Source organism: Pseudoxanthomonas sp. SGNA-20, assembly GCF_003931635.1.
GTDB lineage: Bacteria > Pseudomonadota > Gammaproteobacteria > Xanthomonadales > Xanthomonadaceae > Pseudoxanthomonas.
Map to the genome: position 1 here is coordinate 205,428 of NZ_RRYK01000003.1, position 15,339 is coordinate 220,766.

A 15,339-nucleotide genomic window follows, 5' to 3' on the forward strand; every position below is an offset into this window, starting at 1 on the left:
GGGCTCAGGCCTCGCGCAGGCGCGGGCGCAGTCCGGCCAGGTTGCAGGGCCGGGTCCGCGCGTCCAGCTGGTGGACGATGATCCTTTCCCAGGCCGTGCGGCAGGCCGAGGTCGAGCCGGGCAGGGCGAACAGGAAGGTGGCGTTGGCCACCCCGGCGAAGGCGCGCGACTGCAGCGAGGAGGTACCGATCTCGTCCACGCTGATGGCGCGGAACAGTTCGCCGAAGCCGGGCATTTCCTTGTCCAGCAGCGGCAGCAGCGCCTCGGGCGTGGAATCGCGGCCGGTGAAGCCGGTGCCGCCGGTGACCAGGATGCCGTCCACCGCCGGTTCGGCGATCCAGGCCGACACCAGTGCGCGCAGCCTGTAGCGGTCGTCCGGCAGCAGCGCGCGGGCGTGCAGCTGGTGGCCGGCGGCCTGCAGCGCGCCGGCGAGGTAGTCGCCGGAGCTGTCGTTTTCCAGGGTGCGCGTGTCGGACACGGTCAGCACGCACAGCTGCAGCGGGGCGAAGTCGGTCTGGACGGTCATGCCCCTAGCCTAGCGCGGGCCGCGCCGGCCGCGCTCATTCGGAGGTCAGGCGCGCCAGCTCGTCGGCCTGGTATTCCTGCTGCAGGCGGCTGACCAGCGGGTCCAGGTCGCCCTCGAGGATGTTGGGCAGGTCGTAAAGGGTCAGGCCTTCGACGCGGTGGTCGGTGATCCGGCCCTGGGGGAAGTTGTAGGTGCGGATGCGCTGGCTGCGGTCGCCGCTGCCCACCTGCAGGCGCCGGCTCTCGGCCTGCGCGGCCTGCTGCTTGCTGCGCTCGGCCTCCAGCAGCTGCGCCTTGAGCCGCTTCATCGCCTTGTCGCGGTTGGCGTGCTGGCTGCGCTCGGTCTGGCTTTCCACCACCAGGCCGCTGGGCAGGTGGGTGATGCGGATGGCCGAGTCGGTCTTGTTGACGTGCTGGCCGCCGGCGCCGGAGGAGCGGAAGGTGTCGACCTTCAGGTCGGCCGGGTTGATGGTGATCTCCTCGATCTCGTCGGCCTCGGGGATGATCGCCACGGTGGCCGCCGAGGTATGGATGCGGCCCTGCGACTCGGTGGCCGGCACCCGCTGCACGCGGTGGGTGCCGGACTCGAACTTCAGCTTGGAATACGCGCCGCGCCCGACGATGCGGGCCACGATTTCCTTGTGCCCGCCATGCTCGCCCGGATTTTCGGACTCGACCTCGACCCTCCAGCCCTGGCGCTCGGCGTAGCGCGCGTACATCCGGAACAGGTCGCCGGCGAACAGCGCAGCCTCGTCGCCGCCGGTACCGGCGCGCACCTCCAGGAACAGGTTGCCCTCGTCGCGCGGGTCCCTGGGCACCAGCAGCAGGGCCAGCTCCCGGTCCAGCTGCTGCAGGCGCTCGCGCGCGGTGGCGATTTCCTCCTCGGCCAGCCCGGCCAGCTCCGGGTCCTCGCGCATGGCCTCGGCCGCGGCGAGGTCCTCGCGGGCGCGGGCCTCGGCGGCCAGCGCGGTGGCCACCGGCTCCAGCTGGGCGAACTCGCGCGACAGGTCGCGGAAGCGGGCAGGGTCGCCCATCACGCCGGGATCGGCGAGCAGGCGTTCCAGTTCTTCGCGGCGCTCGGCCAGCGCTTCAAGCTTGCGGCGCAGGCTCGGGGTCATCGGGCAGTCGGGGCGGGGGCAGGTTGGCGGCGGCCGGGTGCGAGTACGGCGCGCGGGCGGGGAACAGGCGGTCGGCGGCGCGCGCCAGCTCGGTATCGCCGGCCAGCGCGGCCTCGCGCAGGGCCGCGGTCGGCGGATGCAGCAGCCGGTTGGTGAGGGTGTGGGCGAGGAACTGCAGCACCTCGTCCGGATCGCGCCCGGAGGCCAGCTGCTGGCGGGCGCGGGCGAGGATCTCCTCGCGGGCGGCATCGCCCATGGCGCGCAGGCGGCGCAGGGTGTCCTGGCGCTCGCCGGCGCGCACGGTCTCCATGAAGCGGGACACCTGCAGGTCGATGATCGCCTCGGCCGCCTCGGCGGCCTCGTGGCGGCCGCGGCGGTTGTCCTCCACCGCGCGCTCCAGGTCGTCCACGGTATACAGGTAGGCGTCGTCCAGCGCGGCCACGCCGGCCTCGATGTCGCGCGGCACCGCCAGGTCGAACAGCAGCACCGGCTTGCGCCGGCGCACGGCCAGCGCGGCCTCGACCTGGGTGCGCAGCAGCACCGGCTCGCGCGCGGCGGTGGCGGAGAACACGATGTCGGCCTCGGCCAGGTGCCGGTCCAGTTCGGTCAGCGGCAGGGCATAGCCGCCGTGGCGCTCGGCCAGGGCCTGGGCGTGGGCCAGGGTGCGGTTGGCCACCAGCAGGCGGCGCACGCCGCCCTTCACCAGGTGGCGCGCGGCCAGCTCGATGGTCTCGCCGGCGCCAATCAGCAGCACGGTGGAATCGGCCAGTGGCGCGAACGAATCCTGCGCCAGGCGCACCGCGGTGGAGGCCACCGAAACCGGGTTCACGCCGATGCGGGTGTCGGTGCGGGCGCGCTTGGCCACCGCGAAGGTCTGCTGGAACAGGCGGTCCAGGCGGCTGCCGAGGGCGCCGTGCTCGCGCGCCCGGGCCCAGGCGTCCTTCACCTGGCCCAGGATCTGTGGCTCGCCCAGCACCATCGAGTCCAGCCCCGTGGCGACCCGGAACAGGTGGCGCACCGCGTCGGCGTCGCGGTGGCGGTACAGGTAGGCGGAGATGCCGGCGCCGTGGCCTTCGAGCCAGTCGGCCAGCACCTGGCCGTCCTCGGCCATGGCGTAGACCTCGGTGCGGTTGCACGTCGAGAGCAGGGCCGCCTCCGACACCCCGGGCAGGGCGCGCAGCGCGCCCAGCGCCCGGCCCAGCGCTTCGCCGGCAAACGCCACCCGTTCGCGCAGGTCGACCGGCGCGGTCTGGTGGTTCAGGCCGAGGAGCCAAAGCGTCATGTTCAGGTGCTTGCGTTAATCTGCTGGCTTGTTTGGGCCGCCATTTTACGGCCCGGTGGGTGCCAATGCCCGAATTGAAGCTTTCCACCCGCGCCCCGCTGCCTTTCCCGGGCCGCGCGCGCGGCCCCCGGGCCGGCCGCATGCGCCGCCTGGTCCTGTTGCTGGCCCTGGTCCTGGCGCCGCTGGCGCATGCCGGCGAGGGCATGCCTGCCGACGCGCTGGGTCCGCTGCTGGCCGGCGAGTTCGCGCTGCAGTCCGGGCAGCTGGAAGAGGCCGCGCGCTGGTACCTGGAGGCCGCCCGCGGCGCCAGCGACGACGTGCCGCTGGCCGAACGCGCCACCCGCATCGCCATCCTCGCCAACGACGACGCGGTCGCCGGCCGCGCGCTGGCGCTGTGGCGGGAACGGGCGCCGGAGTCGCCGGCGATGCGCGCGGCCAGCGCCACCCTGGCCCTGCGCGGCGGCCATCTGCGCCGCGCAGGCTCGGAACTGGAGGCGTTGCTGGCCAGCGGCGACCCGCGTGCCTGGCGCTACGCGGCCATGGCCCTCAACGGCGGGCGCGAGCCGCGCGATACCGCGCGCGTGCTGGAGCGCCTGGTCCGGCGCGGCGCGATTCCCGCCGACATCGCCGCCTGGCAGGAGTTCGGGCGCATGGCCCTGCGCCTGGACGACCCGAAGCTGGCGCGGCGGATCATGGACGAAGTGGTCAGGCGCTTCCCGGGCGAGCCGCGGGTGGCGCTGCTGCGCGCGACCCAGCTGCAGCAGGCCGGGCAGGGCGAGCAGGCGCGCCGGATCCTGGCCCAGGTCGAACCGCAGGCCGAGGGCGACCCGGAGATCCGGGCGATGCTGGCGATGGCCTACGAGGCCGCGCGCGACCTGCCGGCCGCGGCCCGGGTGATGGCCCAGGGCCCGCAGGACACCTCGACTTACGGCGTGCGCGCCTCGCTGCTGGCGCGCGCCGGCGACACCGCCGAGCTGGCCGCGCTCTACCAGGAGCTGGCGGCCGACGCGGCCCGTCCGGACCCTTCGCGCCGCCTGTTGCTGGGCCGCATCGCCGAGTTCCTCGAGCGCCCGGCCGAGGCCCTGGACTGGTACCGCGGCGTGCCCGGCGGGCCCCAGCGCACCGAGGCGCGCATGCGCATCGCCGTGGTCCTGCACACCCTGGACCGCCAGGACGAGGCCTATGCCGAGGCACGCGCGCTGCAGGACGACGCGGCCCTGGCCGACGAGGTGCGCCGCGACGCCTACCTGCTGGAGGCGGAAATGCGCCAGCGCCAGGGGGATCCCCAGGGCGAGCTGGAGGTGCTGGGCCGCGGCCTGGCCGCCTGGCCGGACGACCCGGCGCTGCTGTACGCGCGCGGCCTGGCCTGGGAGCGCCAGGACCGGATCGACCGCGCCGAAGCCGACCTGCGCCGGGTGCTGGTGGTGGATCCGGAGAACGTGGCCGCGCTCAACGCCCTGGGCTACACCCTGGCCGACCGCACCGACCGCTTCCGCGAGGCGCTGGAGCTGATCGACCGCGCCCGCACCGCCGAGCCGGACAACGGTGCCATCGTCGACAGCTACGGCTGGGTGCTGTACCGCCTGGGCCGTACCCAGGAGGCGCTGGTGGAACTGCGCCGCGCCTGGGGGCTGATGAAGGACCCGGAGGTCGCCGCCCACCTGGGCGAGGTGCTGTGGACCCTGGGGCGCCGCGCCGAGGCTCGCCGCTACTTCGAGGAGGCCCGTGCGCTGGATCCGGACAACCGCGCCCTGCGCCGGGCGCTGCGGCAGTTCGGGATCAGCCTGGAGCCGGCCGCCGCGCCGGCGGACCCGGCCGGCCACGCGGAGGTGCCCTGATGCATGCCCGGATGCGCCTGGCGGCGCTGCTGCCGCTGCTGTTGCTTGCCGCCTGTACCAGCACCCCCACCCGGACCCCGGCCGCGGCGGTGCCGGCGGCCGAGGCCGAGCGCCAGCAGGCCCAGCGCCGGGAAGTACTGGAAGGGATCGCGGCCTGGTCGCTGCAGGCCCGGGTGGCGATCAGCAACGGCCAGAAGGGCGGCAGCGGCCGCCTGGAGTGGAACTGGCAGGACGGGCAGTACCGGATCTCGCTGGGCGCGCCGGTGACCCGGCAGAGCTGGTCGCTGTCCTCGCTGCCCGGCGGCGGCGCGGTGCTGGAGGGCATCGATGGCGGCCCGCGCCAGGGCGGGGACGCCTCCCTGCTGCTGCGCGAGGCCACCGGCTGGGAGGTCCCGGTGCAGGAGCTGGCCTGGTGGGTGCGCGGCCTGGAGACCCCGGGCGCGGATGCGATCGAATACGGCGCCGATGGCCGGCTGCAGCGGATGCGGGCCGCCGGCTGGAACATCGAGTACCAGGAATGGATGCCGCCGGCCGGCGGCCTGCCGGCCATGCCGCGGCGCATGCAGGCCGAGCGCGGCGAGGCGCGGGTGCGGCTGGTGGTGGATGGATGGAGTGCCCCGTGAGTGGATGGAGCCAGTGGCCGGCCCCGGCCAAGCTGAACCTGTTCCTGCGCATCACCGGTCGCCGCGCCGACGGCTACCACGAGCTGCAGACCGTGTTCCGCCTGCTGGACTGGGGTGACAGCGTGCGCCTGCGGGTGCGCGGGGACGGGCGGATCGTGCGCCACGGCGACTCGGTGCCCGGCGTGGCGGAGGCCGACGACCTCATGGTGCGCGCCGCCAAACTCCTGCAATCGCACGCCAACTGCGCGCTTGGTGCCGACATCGCCGTGGAAAAGCGCATTCCCGCCGGAGGCGGGTTCGGCGGCGGCTCGTCGGATGCGGCAACCGTGCTGTGCGCCCTGGACCGGCTGTGGGGGCTGGGCCTGGGCGAGGACGCGCTGGCGGGCCTGGGCCTGCGCCTGGGCGCGGACGTGCCGGTGTTCGTGCGCGGCCGCAGCGCCTGGGCCGAAGGAGTGGGGGAGCGGCTGCGGCCGCTGCAGCTGCCCCCGGCCTGGTACGTGCTGGCCGACCCCGGCGTCCAGGTGCCGACCGCCGCCCTGTTCGCAGCCCCGGATTTGACGCGTAATTCCCCGCCCGCGACAATAGCGGACTTCGCTGCAGGCACGGTGCTCGACAATGCGTTCGAGCCGGTCCTGCGCCGCCGCGAGCCGGCCGTGCAGGCCGCGTTCGACGCGCTGGCGCGGATCGGCAGGCCCAGGCTCACCGGGACCGGCAGCGGATGCTTCGTCGAGTTTCCCGACCGTGGCAGCGCCGAGGCGGCGCTGGCGCGGTTGCCTCGCGGGTTGCGGGCCTGGCTCGCCGCCGGCGTGGACCAGTCGCCGCTCGGGGCCGCGCTTGCGCGCCCGGCGGCGGTGGAACCGTGACACAGGGGCGTCGCCAAGAGGTCCAAGGCACCGGGTTTTGATCCCGGCATCCGCAGGTTCGAATCCTGCCGCCCCTGCCACGGTCCCGCAGCCCCGTCCGCGGGGCGTGGATGCAAGACGCCGCACGGACTGCGGCAACCGCCAACAACCTTGTCCGAAACGCCAACGATCCGAGCCGCCGCCGGGATGAAGACGATGCAAGAAGACCGCAACCTGCTCATCTTCAGCGGCAACGCGAACCGTCCGCTGGCCGACAGCATCTGCCGCCAGCTGGGCGTGCGCCCGGGCAAGGCCCTGGTCTCCACCTTCTCCGACGGCGAGGTCCAGGTCGAGATCGAGGAGAACGTCCGCCGCCAGGAAGTCTTCGTGATCCAGCCGACCTGCGCGCCGGCGGCGGAGAACCTGATGGAGCTGCTGGTGATCATCGACGCGCTCAAGCGCGCCAGCGCCTCCTCGGTCACCGCGGTGGTGCCGTACTTCGGCTACTCGCGCCAGGACCGCCGCCTGCGCTCCTCGCGCGTGCCGATCACGGCCAAGGTGGCGGCCAAGATGTTCACCGCGGTGGGTACCGACCGGGTGCTGACCGTGGACCTGCACGCCGACCAGATCCAGGGCTTCTTCGACATCCCGGTCGACAACGTCTACGCCTCGCCGCTGCTGCTGGCCGACATCTGGCGCGCCTACGGCACCGAGAACCTGATCGTGGTCTCGCCGGACGTGGGCGGCGTGGTCCGCGCCCGCGCGGTGGCCAAGCGCCTGGACGACGCCGACCTGGCGATCATCGACAAGCGCCGCCCGCGCGCCAACGTGTCGACGGTGATGAACATCATCGGCGACGTGGAGGGCAAGACCTGCGTCATGGTCGACGACATCGTCGACACCGCCGGCACCCTGTGCGCCGCCGCCGCCGCCCTCAAGGCGCGTGGCGCGACCAAGGTCGCCGCCTACTGCACCCATGCCGTGCTCTCGGGCCCGGCGGTGGACAACCTCAACAACTCCCAGCTCGACGAGCTGGTGGTGACCGACACCATCCCGCTGTCGCCGGCGGCCCGCAACTGCCCGCGCATCCGCCAGGTCAGCGTGGCCGAGCTGCTGGCCGAAACCATCCGCCGCATCGCCTTCGGCGAATCGGTCAGTTCCTTGTACGTGGATTAAGAGCCGGGATTCGGCATTGGGGATTGGGGATTCGTAAAAGCCCTTCCCAATCACGGATCACGAATCGCCGCTTTTTCCGGCTTCCCTGGTCGCGGGGAAGCCACCCAAGCCGCCGCGAGGCGGTTCATCAACCCAGGTAGTAAAAACAAATGGCAAATCATGTGATCAACGTCGAACGCCGCGAGGACGAGGGTAAGGGTGCGAGCCGCCGCCTGCGTCGCGCGGGCAAGGTGCCGGCCATCGTCTACGGTGGCGAGCTGCCGCCGGTCTCCATCCAGCTGGACCACGAGAAGCTGTGGCTGGCCCAGCAGAACGAGTGGTTCTACTCCTCGATCCTGGACCTGAGCCTCAACGGCGACATCCAGAAGGTCCTGCTGCGTGACCTGCAGCGCCACCCGTACAAGCAGCAGATCCTGCACCTGGACTTCCAGCGCGTCAGCGACGACCAGGTGCTGCGCGCCGCCGTGCCGCTGCGCTTCGTCAACGAGGAGAAGTCCCCGGCCGGCAAGACCGCCGGCGTGGTGATCATGCATGAGCTGACCGAGGTCACCGTGGCCTGCCTGCCGAAGGACCTGCCGGAGGCGGTCGAGGTCGACCTGTCCGACCTGGCCGTGGGCGGCGTCGTCCACCTGTCCGACCTGAAGCTGCCGACCGGCGTGGAGATCCCGGCGCTGGCCCTGGGCCCGGACCACGACGTGGCCGTGGTCGTGGCCAAGGCCGCCCAGGGCGAGGCCGACGAGGCCGCTCCGGCGGGCGAGGGCGAGGCCCAGTAAGTCCGTGCCGTCCCGCCCGGTCCGCCGGGCGGGACGACGGCCGTGTCGCACGCGATGGCAATCCGACTCATCGTCGGGCTGGGCAACCCCGGCCCGGAGCACGCCCTCGACCGCCACAACGCCGGGTTCCGCCTGGTCGACACCCTGGCCGCTCGGCAGGGCGCGCGCTTCGGCCTGGAGCCGAAGCTGTTCGGCGAGACGGCGCGGGTGGAGATCGGCGGGCAGCCGGTGTGGCTGCTGAAGCCGGCAACCTTCATGAACCTGTCCGGCAAGTCGGTGGCCGCCGCGCTGCGGTTCTGGAAGATCGAGCCGGAGCAGGCGCTGCTTGTCCACGACGAGCTGGACCTGCCCCCTGGCACGGCCCGGCTGAAGTTCGACGGCGGCCACGGCGGCCAGAACGGCCTGCGCGACACCATCCGCCTGCTCGGCCACGGCCGCTTCCACCGCCTGCGCATCGGCATCGGCCATCCCGGGCACAAGGACCGGGTCGTGGGCTGGGTGCTGGGCAAGCCGGGCAAGGACGACGATATCCTCATCGGGCGCGCCATCGACGACGCCATCGACGTGCTGCCGCTGGTGGTCAACGGCGACGTCAACGAGGCGATGAAGCGCCTCCACACCAGCAAACCGTAATTGGTGATTGGTGATTGGTGATTCGTGGAAGCCGCGAATCGCCAATCACGAATCACGAATCCCGGATCCTCACATGGGCATCAAATGCGGCATCGTCGGCCTGCCTAACGTCGGCAAGTCGACCCTGTTCAACGCGCTGACCAAGGCGGGCATCGCCGCGGCCAACTTCCCGTTCTGCACGATCGAGCCGAACGTGGGCGTGGTTCCGGTGCCGGACCCGCGCCTCAACCAGCTGGCCGAGATCGTCAAGCCCGAGCGGGTGGTGCCGACGGCGGTGGAGTTCGTGGACATCGCCGGCCTGGTGGCCGGTGCCGCCAGCGGCGAGGGCCTGGGCAACAAGTTCCTGGCCCACATCCGCGAGGTCGATGCGATCGCCCACGTGGTGCGCTGCTTCGAGCACCCGGACATCGTCCACGTCGCCGGCAAGGTTGACCCGCTGTCGGACATCGAGACGATCGACACCGAGCTGGCCCTGGCCGACCTGGACAGCGTGGAGAAGGCGCTCAACCGCGCCGAACGCGCGGCCAAGGGCGGCGACAAGGATGCTGCGGCGCGCAAGCCGGTGCTGCTGAAGCTGCAGGCCGCCCTGGCCGAGGGCAAGTCCGGGCGCAGCGTCGGCCTGGACGAGGAGGAGCGGGCGCTGGTGCGCGACCTGTTCCTGCTGACCCTCAAGCCGGTGATGTACATCGCCAACGTGCTGGAGGACGGCTTCGACAACAATCCGCACCTGGAGGCCGTGCGCGCCCACGCCGCGGCCGAGGGCGCGGAGGTGGTGCCGGTGTCGGCGGCCATCGAGGAGGAGCTGGCGCAGCTGGACGACGCCGACCGCGACACCTTCCTCGCCGACCTGGGCCTGGACGAGCCGGGCCTGAACCGGGTGATCCGCGCCGCGTACAAGCTGCTGGGCCTGCAGACCTACTTCACCGCAGGCGTGAAGGAGGTCCGCGCCTGGACGGTGAAGGCCGGGGCCACCGCCCCGCAGGCGGCGGCGGTGATCCACACCGACTTCGAGAAGGGCTTCATCCGCGCCGAAACCATCGCCTTCGATGACTTCATCAAGTACCGTGGCGAGGCCGGCGCGCGCGAGGCCGGGCGCATGCGCCTGGAGGGCAAGGAGTACCGCGTCCAGGAGGGCGACGTGCTGCACTTCCGCTTCAACGTCTGATGTGAAAAAAAGTTGCCGGAAGCGTTGACAGATCGTTTCGACATGACCAGAATAGCGGGCTGTTTCACCCCGGTCGCATTTGAGCCGCGGTGAGGTCCCGGAGGGATACCCAAGCGGCCAACGGGGGCAGACTGTAAATCTGCTGGCTTACGCCTTCGGTGGTTCGAATCCACCTCCCTCCACCAGTTTTTGAAGAGGTAACACGGAACAACGAGGCAAGGCCCGGAGCGGTAGGCCGGGAAAAGCGGTTCCCCTCGCGGGAGTAGTTCAATGGTAGAACCTCAGCCTTCCAAGCTGATGGTGCGGGTTCGATTCCCGTCTCCCGCTCCATTGCGCCGCCCCCGTGGTTCCGACAACAGGTTTCCTGTGCTCACGTAGCTCAGTCGGTAGAGCACCTCCTTGGTAAGGAGGAGGTCGATGGTTCGATTCCATTCGTGAGCACCACCATTCGCGGGGATTCCCCGCAGGAGGCCAGGCGCCACGGCGCCTGGCCGCCACCACAGCAGTCACCCAAACACGAAAACGTCAGCGAGATAGGCAGCCATGTCCAAGGGTAAGTTCGAGCGCACCAAGCCGCACGTGAACGTCGGCACCATCGGCCACGTTGACCATGGCAAGACCACGCTGACGGCCGCGCTGACGAAGGTCGGTGCCGAGCGTTTCGGCGGCGAGTTCCACGCGTACGACGCGATCGACAAGGCGCCGGAAGAGAAGGCCCGCGGCATCACGATCTCGACCTCGCACGTCGAGTACGAATCGCCGACCCGCCACTACGCGCACGTGGACTGCCCGGGCCACGCCGACTACGTGAAGAACATGATCACCGGTGCGGCGCAGATGGACGGCGCGATCCTGGTGGTGTCGGCGGCTGACGGCCCGATGCCGCAGACCCGCGAGCACATCCTGCTGGCCCGCCAGGTGGGCGTGCCGTACATCGTGGTCTTCCTGAACAAGGCGGACATGGTGGACGACGCCGAGCTGCTGGAGCTGGTGGAGATGGAAGTCCGCGAGCTGCTGAGCAAGTACGACTTCCCGGGCGACGACACCCCGATCATCAAGGGTTCGGCGCTGAAGGCGCTGGAAGGCGACCAGTCGGAGATCGGCGTTCCGGCGATCATCCAGCTGGTGGACGCGCTGGACAGCTACATCCCGACCCCGGAGCGCGACGTTGACAAGCCGTTCCTGATGCCGGTCGAGGACGTGTTCTCGATCTCGGGCCGCGGCACCGTGGTGACCGGCCGCATCGAGCGCGGCGTGATCAAGGTGGGCGACGAAGTGGAAATCGTCGGCATCCGTCCGACCCAGAAGACCACCGTCACCGGCGTGGAGATGTTCCGCAAGCTGCTGGACCAGGGCCAGGCGGGCGACAACGCGGGGCTGCTGCTGCGCGGCACCAAGCGTGACGAGGTCGAGCGTGGCCAGGTGCTGGCCAAGCCGGGCACGATCACCCCGCACACCGACTTCGAGGCCGAGGTGTACGTGCTGTCGAAGGACGAGGGCGGCCGCCACACCCCGTTCTTCAAGGGCTACCGTCCGCAGTTCTACTTCCGCACCACCGACATCACTGGCGCCGTCCAGCTGCCGGAGGGCGTGGAGATGGTGATGCCGGGCGACAACGTGAAGATGTCGGTGTCGCTGATCAACCCGGTGGCCATGGACGAGGGCCTGCGCTTCGCGATCCGCGAGGGTGGCCGTACCGTCGGCGCCGGCGTGGTCGCCAAGATCCTGAAGTAAGCCCCCTGCGGGATCCCGGCGACGGGCTCCGCCGCCGGAGAAAGCGCGAAGGGCGGGCCGGAACCCCGGTCCGCCTTCGCCGTCTAAGGGAAGGTCGAGGTTCACGCGTACGCCAGTAGCTCAATTGGCAGAGCAGCGGTCTCCAAAACCGCAGGTTGGGGGTTCGAGTCCCTCCTGGCGTGCCACTTCCCCCGCGACGCGGGGCCGCAACGGTCCCCGCGCCGCAACAGTCAAGAGAGCGACAGCGACTTGAACAGCAAGATCGATCCGGCACAGACCGCCACCAGCGGCGGCGACATGGTCAAGTACGCGCTCGCGGCGCTGCTGGTGCTCGGCGGGCTGTTCGTGTGGTTCTGGTTCGGTGACGCCGCCCGTGCGGCCCGGCTGGGCCAGTGGGGCGGCCAGCTGCGGGCCCTCGCCGTCATCGCCGGCCTGGTCGCCGGCACCTTCGTGTTCATGCTCAGCGCCAAGGGCCGCTCCATGCGCGAGTTCCTGGCCGAGTCGCGCTTCGAACTGCGCAAGGTCGTGTGGCCGACCCGCCAGGAAGCCACCCGCATGACCTGGGTCGTGGTCGCCGTGGTCGTGGTCCTGAGCCTGATCCTTGCTGGCTTCGATTTCTTCGTTAAGTGGGCGATCGAGCTGTTCCTGAACTTCGGCCGCTGAGGAGAATGTCCAAGTGAAGCGTTGGTACGTGGTCCACGCCTATTCCGGCTTCGAGAAGTCCGTCGCCCAGGCCCTGCGCGACCGCATCGCCATGTACGGCATGGAAGACCGCTTCGGCGAAGTGCTGGTCCCGACCGAGGAAGTGGTGGAGATGCGCTCCGGCCAGAAGCGCCGTTCCGAGCGCAAGTTCTTCCCGGGCTACGTGCTGGTCCAGATCGAGACCCACGACGAGAACGGCATCCCGCGCATCGACAGCGAGAGCTGGCACCTGGTCAAGGAGACCTCCAAGGTCATGGGCTTCATCGGCGGCACCGCCGACCGCCCGCTGCCGATCCGCGACGACGAGGCCGCCGCCATCCTGGATCGCGTCCAGGAAGGCGTGGAGAAGCCGCGCCCGAAGGTCCTGTTCGAGCCGGGCCAGATGGTCCGCGTCATCGACGGCCCGTTCAACGACTTCAACGGCGTGGTCGAGGAAGTCAATTACGAGAAGAGCCGCCTGCGCGTGGCCGTGCTCATCTTCGGCCGCTCCACCCCGGTGGAGCTGGAGTTCGGCCAGGTCGAGAAGGCCTGAGCCGCCGGCCCCGGCAACGGGGCCCCAAAGCTGGTATACTGCGCGGCTTCCTGTCCGGACAGCCGGGCTACCCCGACGGCCGCCACCCAGGCGGCCTTTCGCGCGACGGGGCACATGAGTTCTACGCGAGGCCGGGACGCGTGATTTTCCCGGAACGATGGGGAGCCTGAACAGGCGTCAGCACCCGGAGATAAACAAAAATGGCAAAGAAAGTCGTCGGTTACATCAAGCTGCAGGTGAAGGCCGGCCAGGCCAACCCCTCGCCGCCGGTCGGTCCCGCGCTGGGCCAGCGCGGCCTGAACATCATGGAGTTCTGCAAGGCGTTCAACGCCGCCACGCAGAAGATGGAGCCGGGCCTGCCGATTCCGGTGGTCATCACCGCCTACTCGGACCGCACCTTCACCTTCATCACCAAGACGCCGCCGGCGACCATCCTGCTGAAGAAGGCCGCGGGCATCACCAGCGGTTCCAAGCGTCCGAACACCGACAAGGTCGGCAAGGTCACCCGCGCCCAGCTCGAGGAGATCGCCAAGGCGAAGGAACCCGACCTGACCGCGGCCGACCTGGATGCGGCGGTTCGTACCATCGCGGGCTCGGCCCATTCGATGGGTCTGGTGGTGGAGGGCTGAGCACATGGCACTGAACAAGCGACAGAAGGCGATCAAGGCAGCGGTCGAGCCGGGCAAGGCTTACCCCATCGACGAGGCGCTGAAGATCATCAAGGGCTTCACCAAGGCCAAGTTCGTCGAGTCGGTCGACGTGGCCGTGCGCCTGGGCGTGGACGCCAAGAAGTCGGACCAGCAGGTCCGCGGCTCCACCGTGCTGCCGGCCGGTACCGGCAAGAGCGTGCGCGTGGCCGTGTTCTGCCCGCCGGGCGCCAAGGCTGACGAGGCCCTGGCCGCCGGCGCCGACGCCGTCGGCATGGACGACCTGGCCGAGAAGATGCAGGCCGGCGACCTGAACTACGACGTGGTCATCGCCACCCCGGACGCCATGCGCGTGGTCGGCAAGCTGGGCCAGGTCCTGGGCCCGCGCGGCCTGATGCCGAACCCGAAGGTCGGCACCGTGTCGCCGAACCCGGCCGAGGCGGTGAAGAACGCCAAGTCGGGCCAGGTCCGCTACCGCACCGACAAGGCCGGCATCATCCACGCCACCATCGGCAAGGCCGACTTCGCCGACGAGGCGCTGAAGTCGAACCTGCAGGCGCTGCTGCTGGACCTGATCAAGGCCAAGCCGGCGACCTCCAAGGGCCAGTACCTGCAGAAGATCTCGCTCAGCTCGACCATGGGCCCGGGCGTGACCATCGACCAGGGTTCGCTGTCCCTGAAGTGATGCAACGGCGCGCCCGCGCATGCGCGGGCGCCTTTGCGTTGCACCACCCCGGCGCAGGCCGGGAACCAGCGCCCCCGGGGCACGCCCGGGGCGCTGGAAGCTGAAGACACCGGGTCCCGGCTCCGGCCGGGACCAGGGTGAAGGAATCACCGCTGCCGCTTCGGGCTCCGCCCCGGGACGGTGGCGGCTTTTGAGGGCAGTCGGCGCCGCCACGGGCCGACAGCCGTCAAAGACCGCAGGTGCGGTCGGCGCACATCGACGACGGGCACGGATTGCTCGCTATGGCAGGGAATCGCCGTCGGTGCAGCGGGGCTGCTTAATCGGGTCCCCGGGACCTGGCCTGCGTAGATGGTGCCGCCTTCTGGATGTGTTCCCGGCACGACCGAACCTTCGGACGTACGGGTCAGAAAGGCCAGCACCGGGATGCCCCGGGCATCCCCGGCGCACAGGGAGGGGCGCCGCCAAGGACCGCAAGCGGCAGGAGCCGCGAGCGGAGTTCATACGGAGGAGTGTTATGGCTCTCAATCTGTCCCAGAAGAAGGAAGTCGTCGCCGAACTGGCCGACGTCGCCGCCAACGCGCACTCCCTGATCGCCGCCGAGTACGCTGGCACCACGGTCGAGCAGATGACCGCGATGCGCAAGAAGGCCCGCGAAACCGGCGTGTTCCTGAAGGTTGTCAAGAACACGCTGGTCGCGCGCGCCGTCGAAGGCACGGAATACGAGTGCGCCAAGGACGCGCTCGTGGGTCCGCTGCTGTATGCGTTCTCGACCGAGGAGCCCGGCGCCGCCGGCCGCCTGATCAAGGAGTTCGCCAAGACCAACGACAAGCTCAAGCCGAAGGTGGTCGCCATGGGCGGCCAGCTGTACCCGGCGAGCCACGTCGAGGTCCTGGCTTCGCTGCCGACCCGCGAGCAGGCCCTGGCCATGCTGGCCCGCGTCCTGGCCGAGCCGGTCACCATGTTCGCCCGCGCGGTCAAGGCCGTCGGCGAGAAGCAGGGTGGCGGCGAGGCTGCGCCGGCCGAGGCTGCCGCCGAGACCGCGTAAGCGTCATCGACGATTTCCG

Annotated in this window: 16 protein-coding genes and 5 tRNA genes; 18 read left to right on the top strand and 3 right to left on the bottom strand. The window is 70.6% G+C overall.

Annotated elements, in window-relative coordinates; translation table 11 throughout:
• Positions 1-4 precede the first annotated feature (4 nt).
• From moaB to hemA, 3 genes are read right to left on the bottom strand one after another with little or no spacing between them, the layout of a single operon-like run.
• Entirely contained in the window at positions 5-526 is a 522-nt protein-coding gene (gene moaB, locus EIM48_RS07945; protein WP_125111435.1) for a molybdenum cofactor biosynthesis protein B, read from the bottom strand.
• Between the two features lie 34 nt (positions 527-560).
• On the bottom strand, positions 561-1,643 hold the full coding sequence (prfA, locus tag EIM48_RS07950) for a peptide chain release factor 1 (RefSeq protein WP_019397151.1): 1,083 nt from the start codon (positions 1,641-1,643) through the stop codon (positions 561-563).
• Positions 1,615-2,925 (bottom strand): glutamyl-tRNA reductase, encoded by a 1,311-nt coding sequence (gene hemA / locus EIM48_RS07955; RefSeq protein WP_125108782.1) that lies wholly within the window; start codon positions 2,923-2,925, stop codon positions 1,615-1,617. Before hemA ends, prfA begins: the two co-directional genes overlap by 29 nt.
• 203 nt (positions 2,926-3,128) lie before the next feature.
• Between hemA and EIM48_RS07960 the strand changes: the two genes are divergently transcribed.
• The 18 genes from EIM48_RS07960 (at position 3,129) to rplJ (ending at position 15,320) form a co-directional block, all read left to right on the top strand.
• Positions 3,129-4,763 (top strand): tetratricopeptide repeat protein, encoded by a 1,635-nt coding sequence (locus tag EIM48_RS07960; protein ID WP_233581660.1) that lies wholly within the window; start codon positions 3,129-3,131, stop codon positions 4,761-4,763.
• Positions 4,763-5,386, top strand: a complete 624-nt coding sequence (gene lolB / locus EIM48_RS07965; RefSeq protein ID WP_199728402.1) for a lipoprotein insertase outer membrane protein LolB — start codon at positions 4,763-4,765, stop codon at positions 5,384-5,386. The genes EIM48_RS07960 and lolB overlap by 1 nt, the downstream gene beginning before the upstream one ends.
• Positions 5,371-6,249 (top strand): 4-(cytidine 5'-diphospho)-2-C-methyl-D-erythritol kinase, encoded by an 879-nt coding sequence (gene ispE, locus EIM48_RS07970; protein ID WP_125111436.1) that lies wholly within the window; start codon positions 5,371-5,373, stop codon positions 6,247-6,249. The genes lolB and ispE overlap by 16 nt, the downstream gene beginning before the upstream one ends.
• A gap of 3 nt (positions 6,250-6,252) precedes the next feature.
• Positions 6,253-6,329 (top strand) — tRNA-Gln (locus tag EIM48_RS07975).
• A gap of 115 nt (positions 6,330-6,444) precedes the next feature.
• A complete protein-coding gene (locus EIM48_RS07980) occupies positions 6,445-7,404 on the top strand; it encodes a ribose-phosphate diphosphokinase (RefSeq protein ID WP_026010196.1) in 960 nt (319 codons plus the stop codon).
• A gap of 149 nt (positions 7,405-7,553) precedes the next feature.
• A complete protein-coding gene (locus EIM48_RS07985) occupies positions 7,554-8,177 on the top strand; it encodes a 50S ribosomal protein L25/general stress protein Ctc (RefSeq protein WP_037035146.1) in 624 nt (207 codons plus the stop codon).
• Between the two features lie 54 nt (positions 8,178-8,231).
• Positions 8,232-8,810 carry an aminoacyl-tRNA hydrolase gene (pth, locus tag EIM48_RS07990; RefSeq protein WP_028915644.1) on the top strand — a complete coding sequence of 193 codons (579 nt, stop codon included), beginning with the start codon at positions 8,232-8,234 and terminating at the stop codon, positions 8,808-8,810.
• Positions 8,811-8,883: 73 nt separating this feature from the next.
• A complete protein-coding gene (gene ychF, locus EIM48_RS07995; RefSeq protein WP_028915643.1) occupies positions 8,884-9,975 on the top strand; it encodes a redox-regulated ATPase YchF in 1,092 nt (363 codons plus the stop codon).
• A gap of 99 nt (positions 9,976-10,074) precedes the next feature.
• Positions 10,075-10,160, top strand: a tRNA-Tyr gene (locus EIM48_RS08000).
• 71 nt (positions 10,161-10,231) lie between these two features.
• A tRNA-Gly gene (locus tag EIM48_RS08005) sits at positions 10,232-10,305 on the top strand.
• Between the two features lie 38 nt (positions 10,306-10,343).
• Positions 10,344-10,419 (top strand) — tRNA-Thr (locus tag EIM48_RS08010).
• A gap of 99 nt (positions 10,420-10,518) precedes the next feature.
• Positions 10,519-11,709, top strand: a complete 1,191-nt coding sequence (tuf, locus tag EIM48_RS08015) for an elongation factor Tu (protein WP_028915514.1) — start codon at positions 10,519-10,521, stop codon at positions 11,707-11,709.
• Positions 11,710-11,818: 109 nt separating this feature from the next.
• Positions 11,819-11,894 (top strand) — tRNA-Trp (locus EIM48_RS08020).
• Between the two features lie 64 nt (positions 11,895-11,958).
• Entirely contained in the window at positions 11,959-12,372 is a 414-nt protein-coding gene (gene secE / locus EIM48_RS08025; protein WP_125111437.1) for a preprotein translocase subunit SecE, read from the top strand.
• A 13-nt stretch (positions 12,373-12,385) separates the two neighbouring features.
• On the top strand, positions 12,386-12,943 hold the full coding sequence (nusG, locus tag EIM48_RS08030) for a transcription termination/antitermination protein NusG (protein WP_019399929.1): 558 nt from the start codon (positions 12,386-12,388) through the stop codon (positions 12,941-12,943).
• A 200-nt stretch (positions 12,944-13,143) separates the two neighbouring features.
• Positions 13,144-13,572, top strand: a complete 429-nt coding sequence (gene rplK, locus EIM48_RS08035; RefSeq protein WP_028915805.1) for a 50S ribosomal protein L11 — start codon at positions 13,144-13,146, stop codon at positions 13,570-13,572.
• A 4-nt stretch (positions 13,573-13,576) separates the two neighbouring features.
• Positions 13,577-14,275, top strand: coding sequence for a 50S ribosomal protein L1 (gene rplA, locus EIM48_RS08040; RefSeq protein ID WP_019399927.1), 699 nt, complete (start codon positions 13,577-13,579; stop codon positions 14,273-14,275).
• A gap of 514 nt (positions 14,276-14,789) precedes the next feature.
• On the top strand, positions 14,790-15,320 hold the full coding sequence (rplJ, locus tag EIM48_RS08045) for a 50S ribosomal protein L10 (protein WP_019399926.1): 531 nt from the start codon (positions 14,790-14,792) through the stop codon (positions 15,318-15,320).
• The last annotated feature ends 19 nt before the right edge of the window (positions 15,321-15,339 follow it).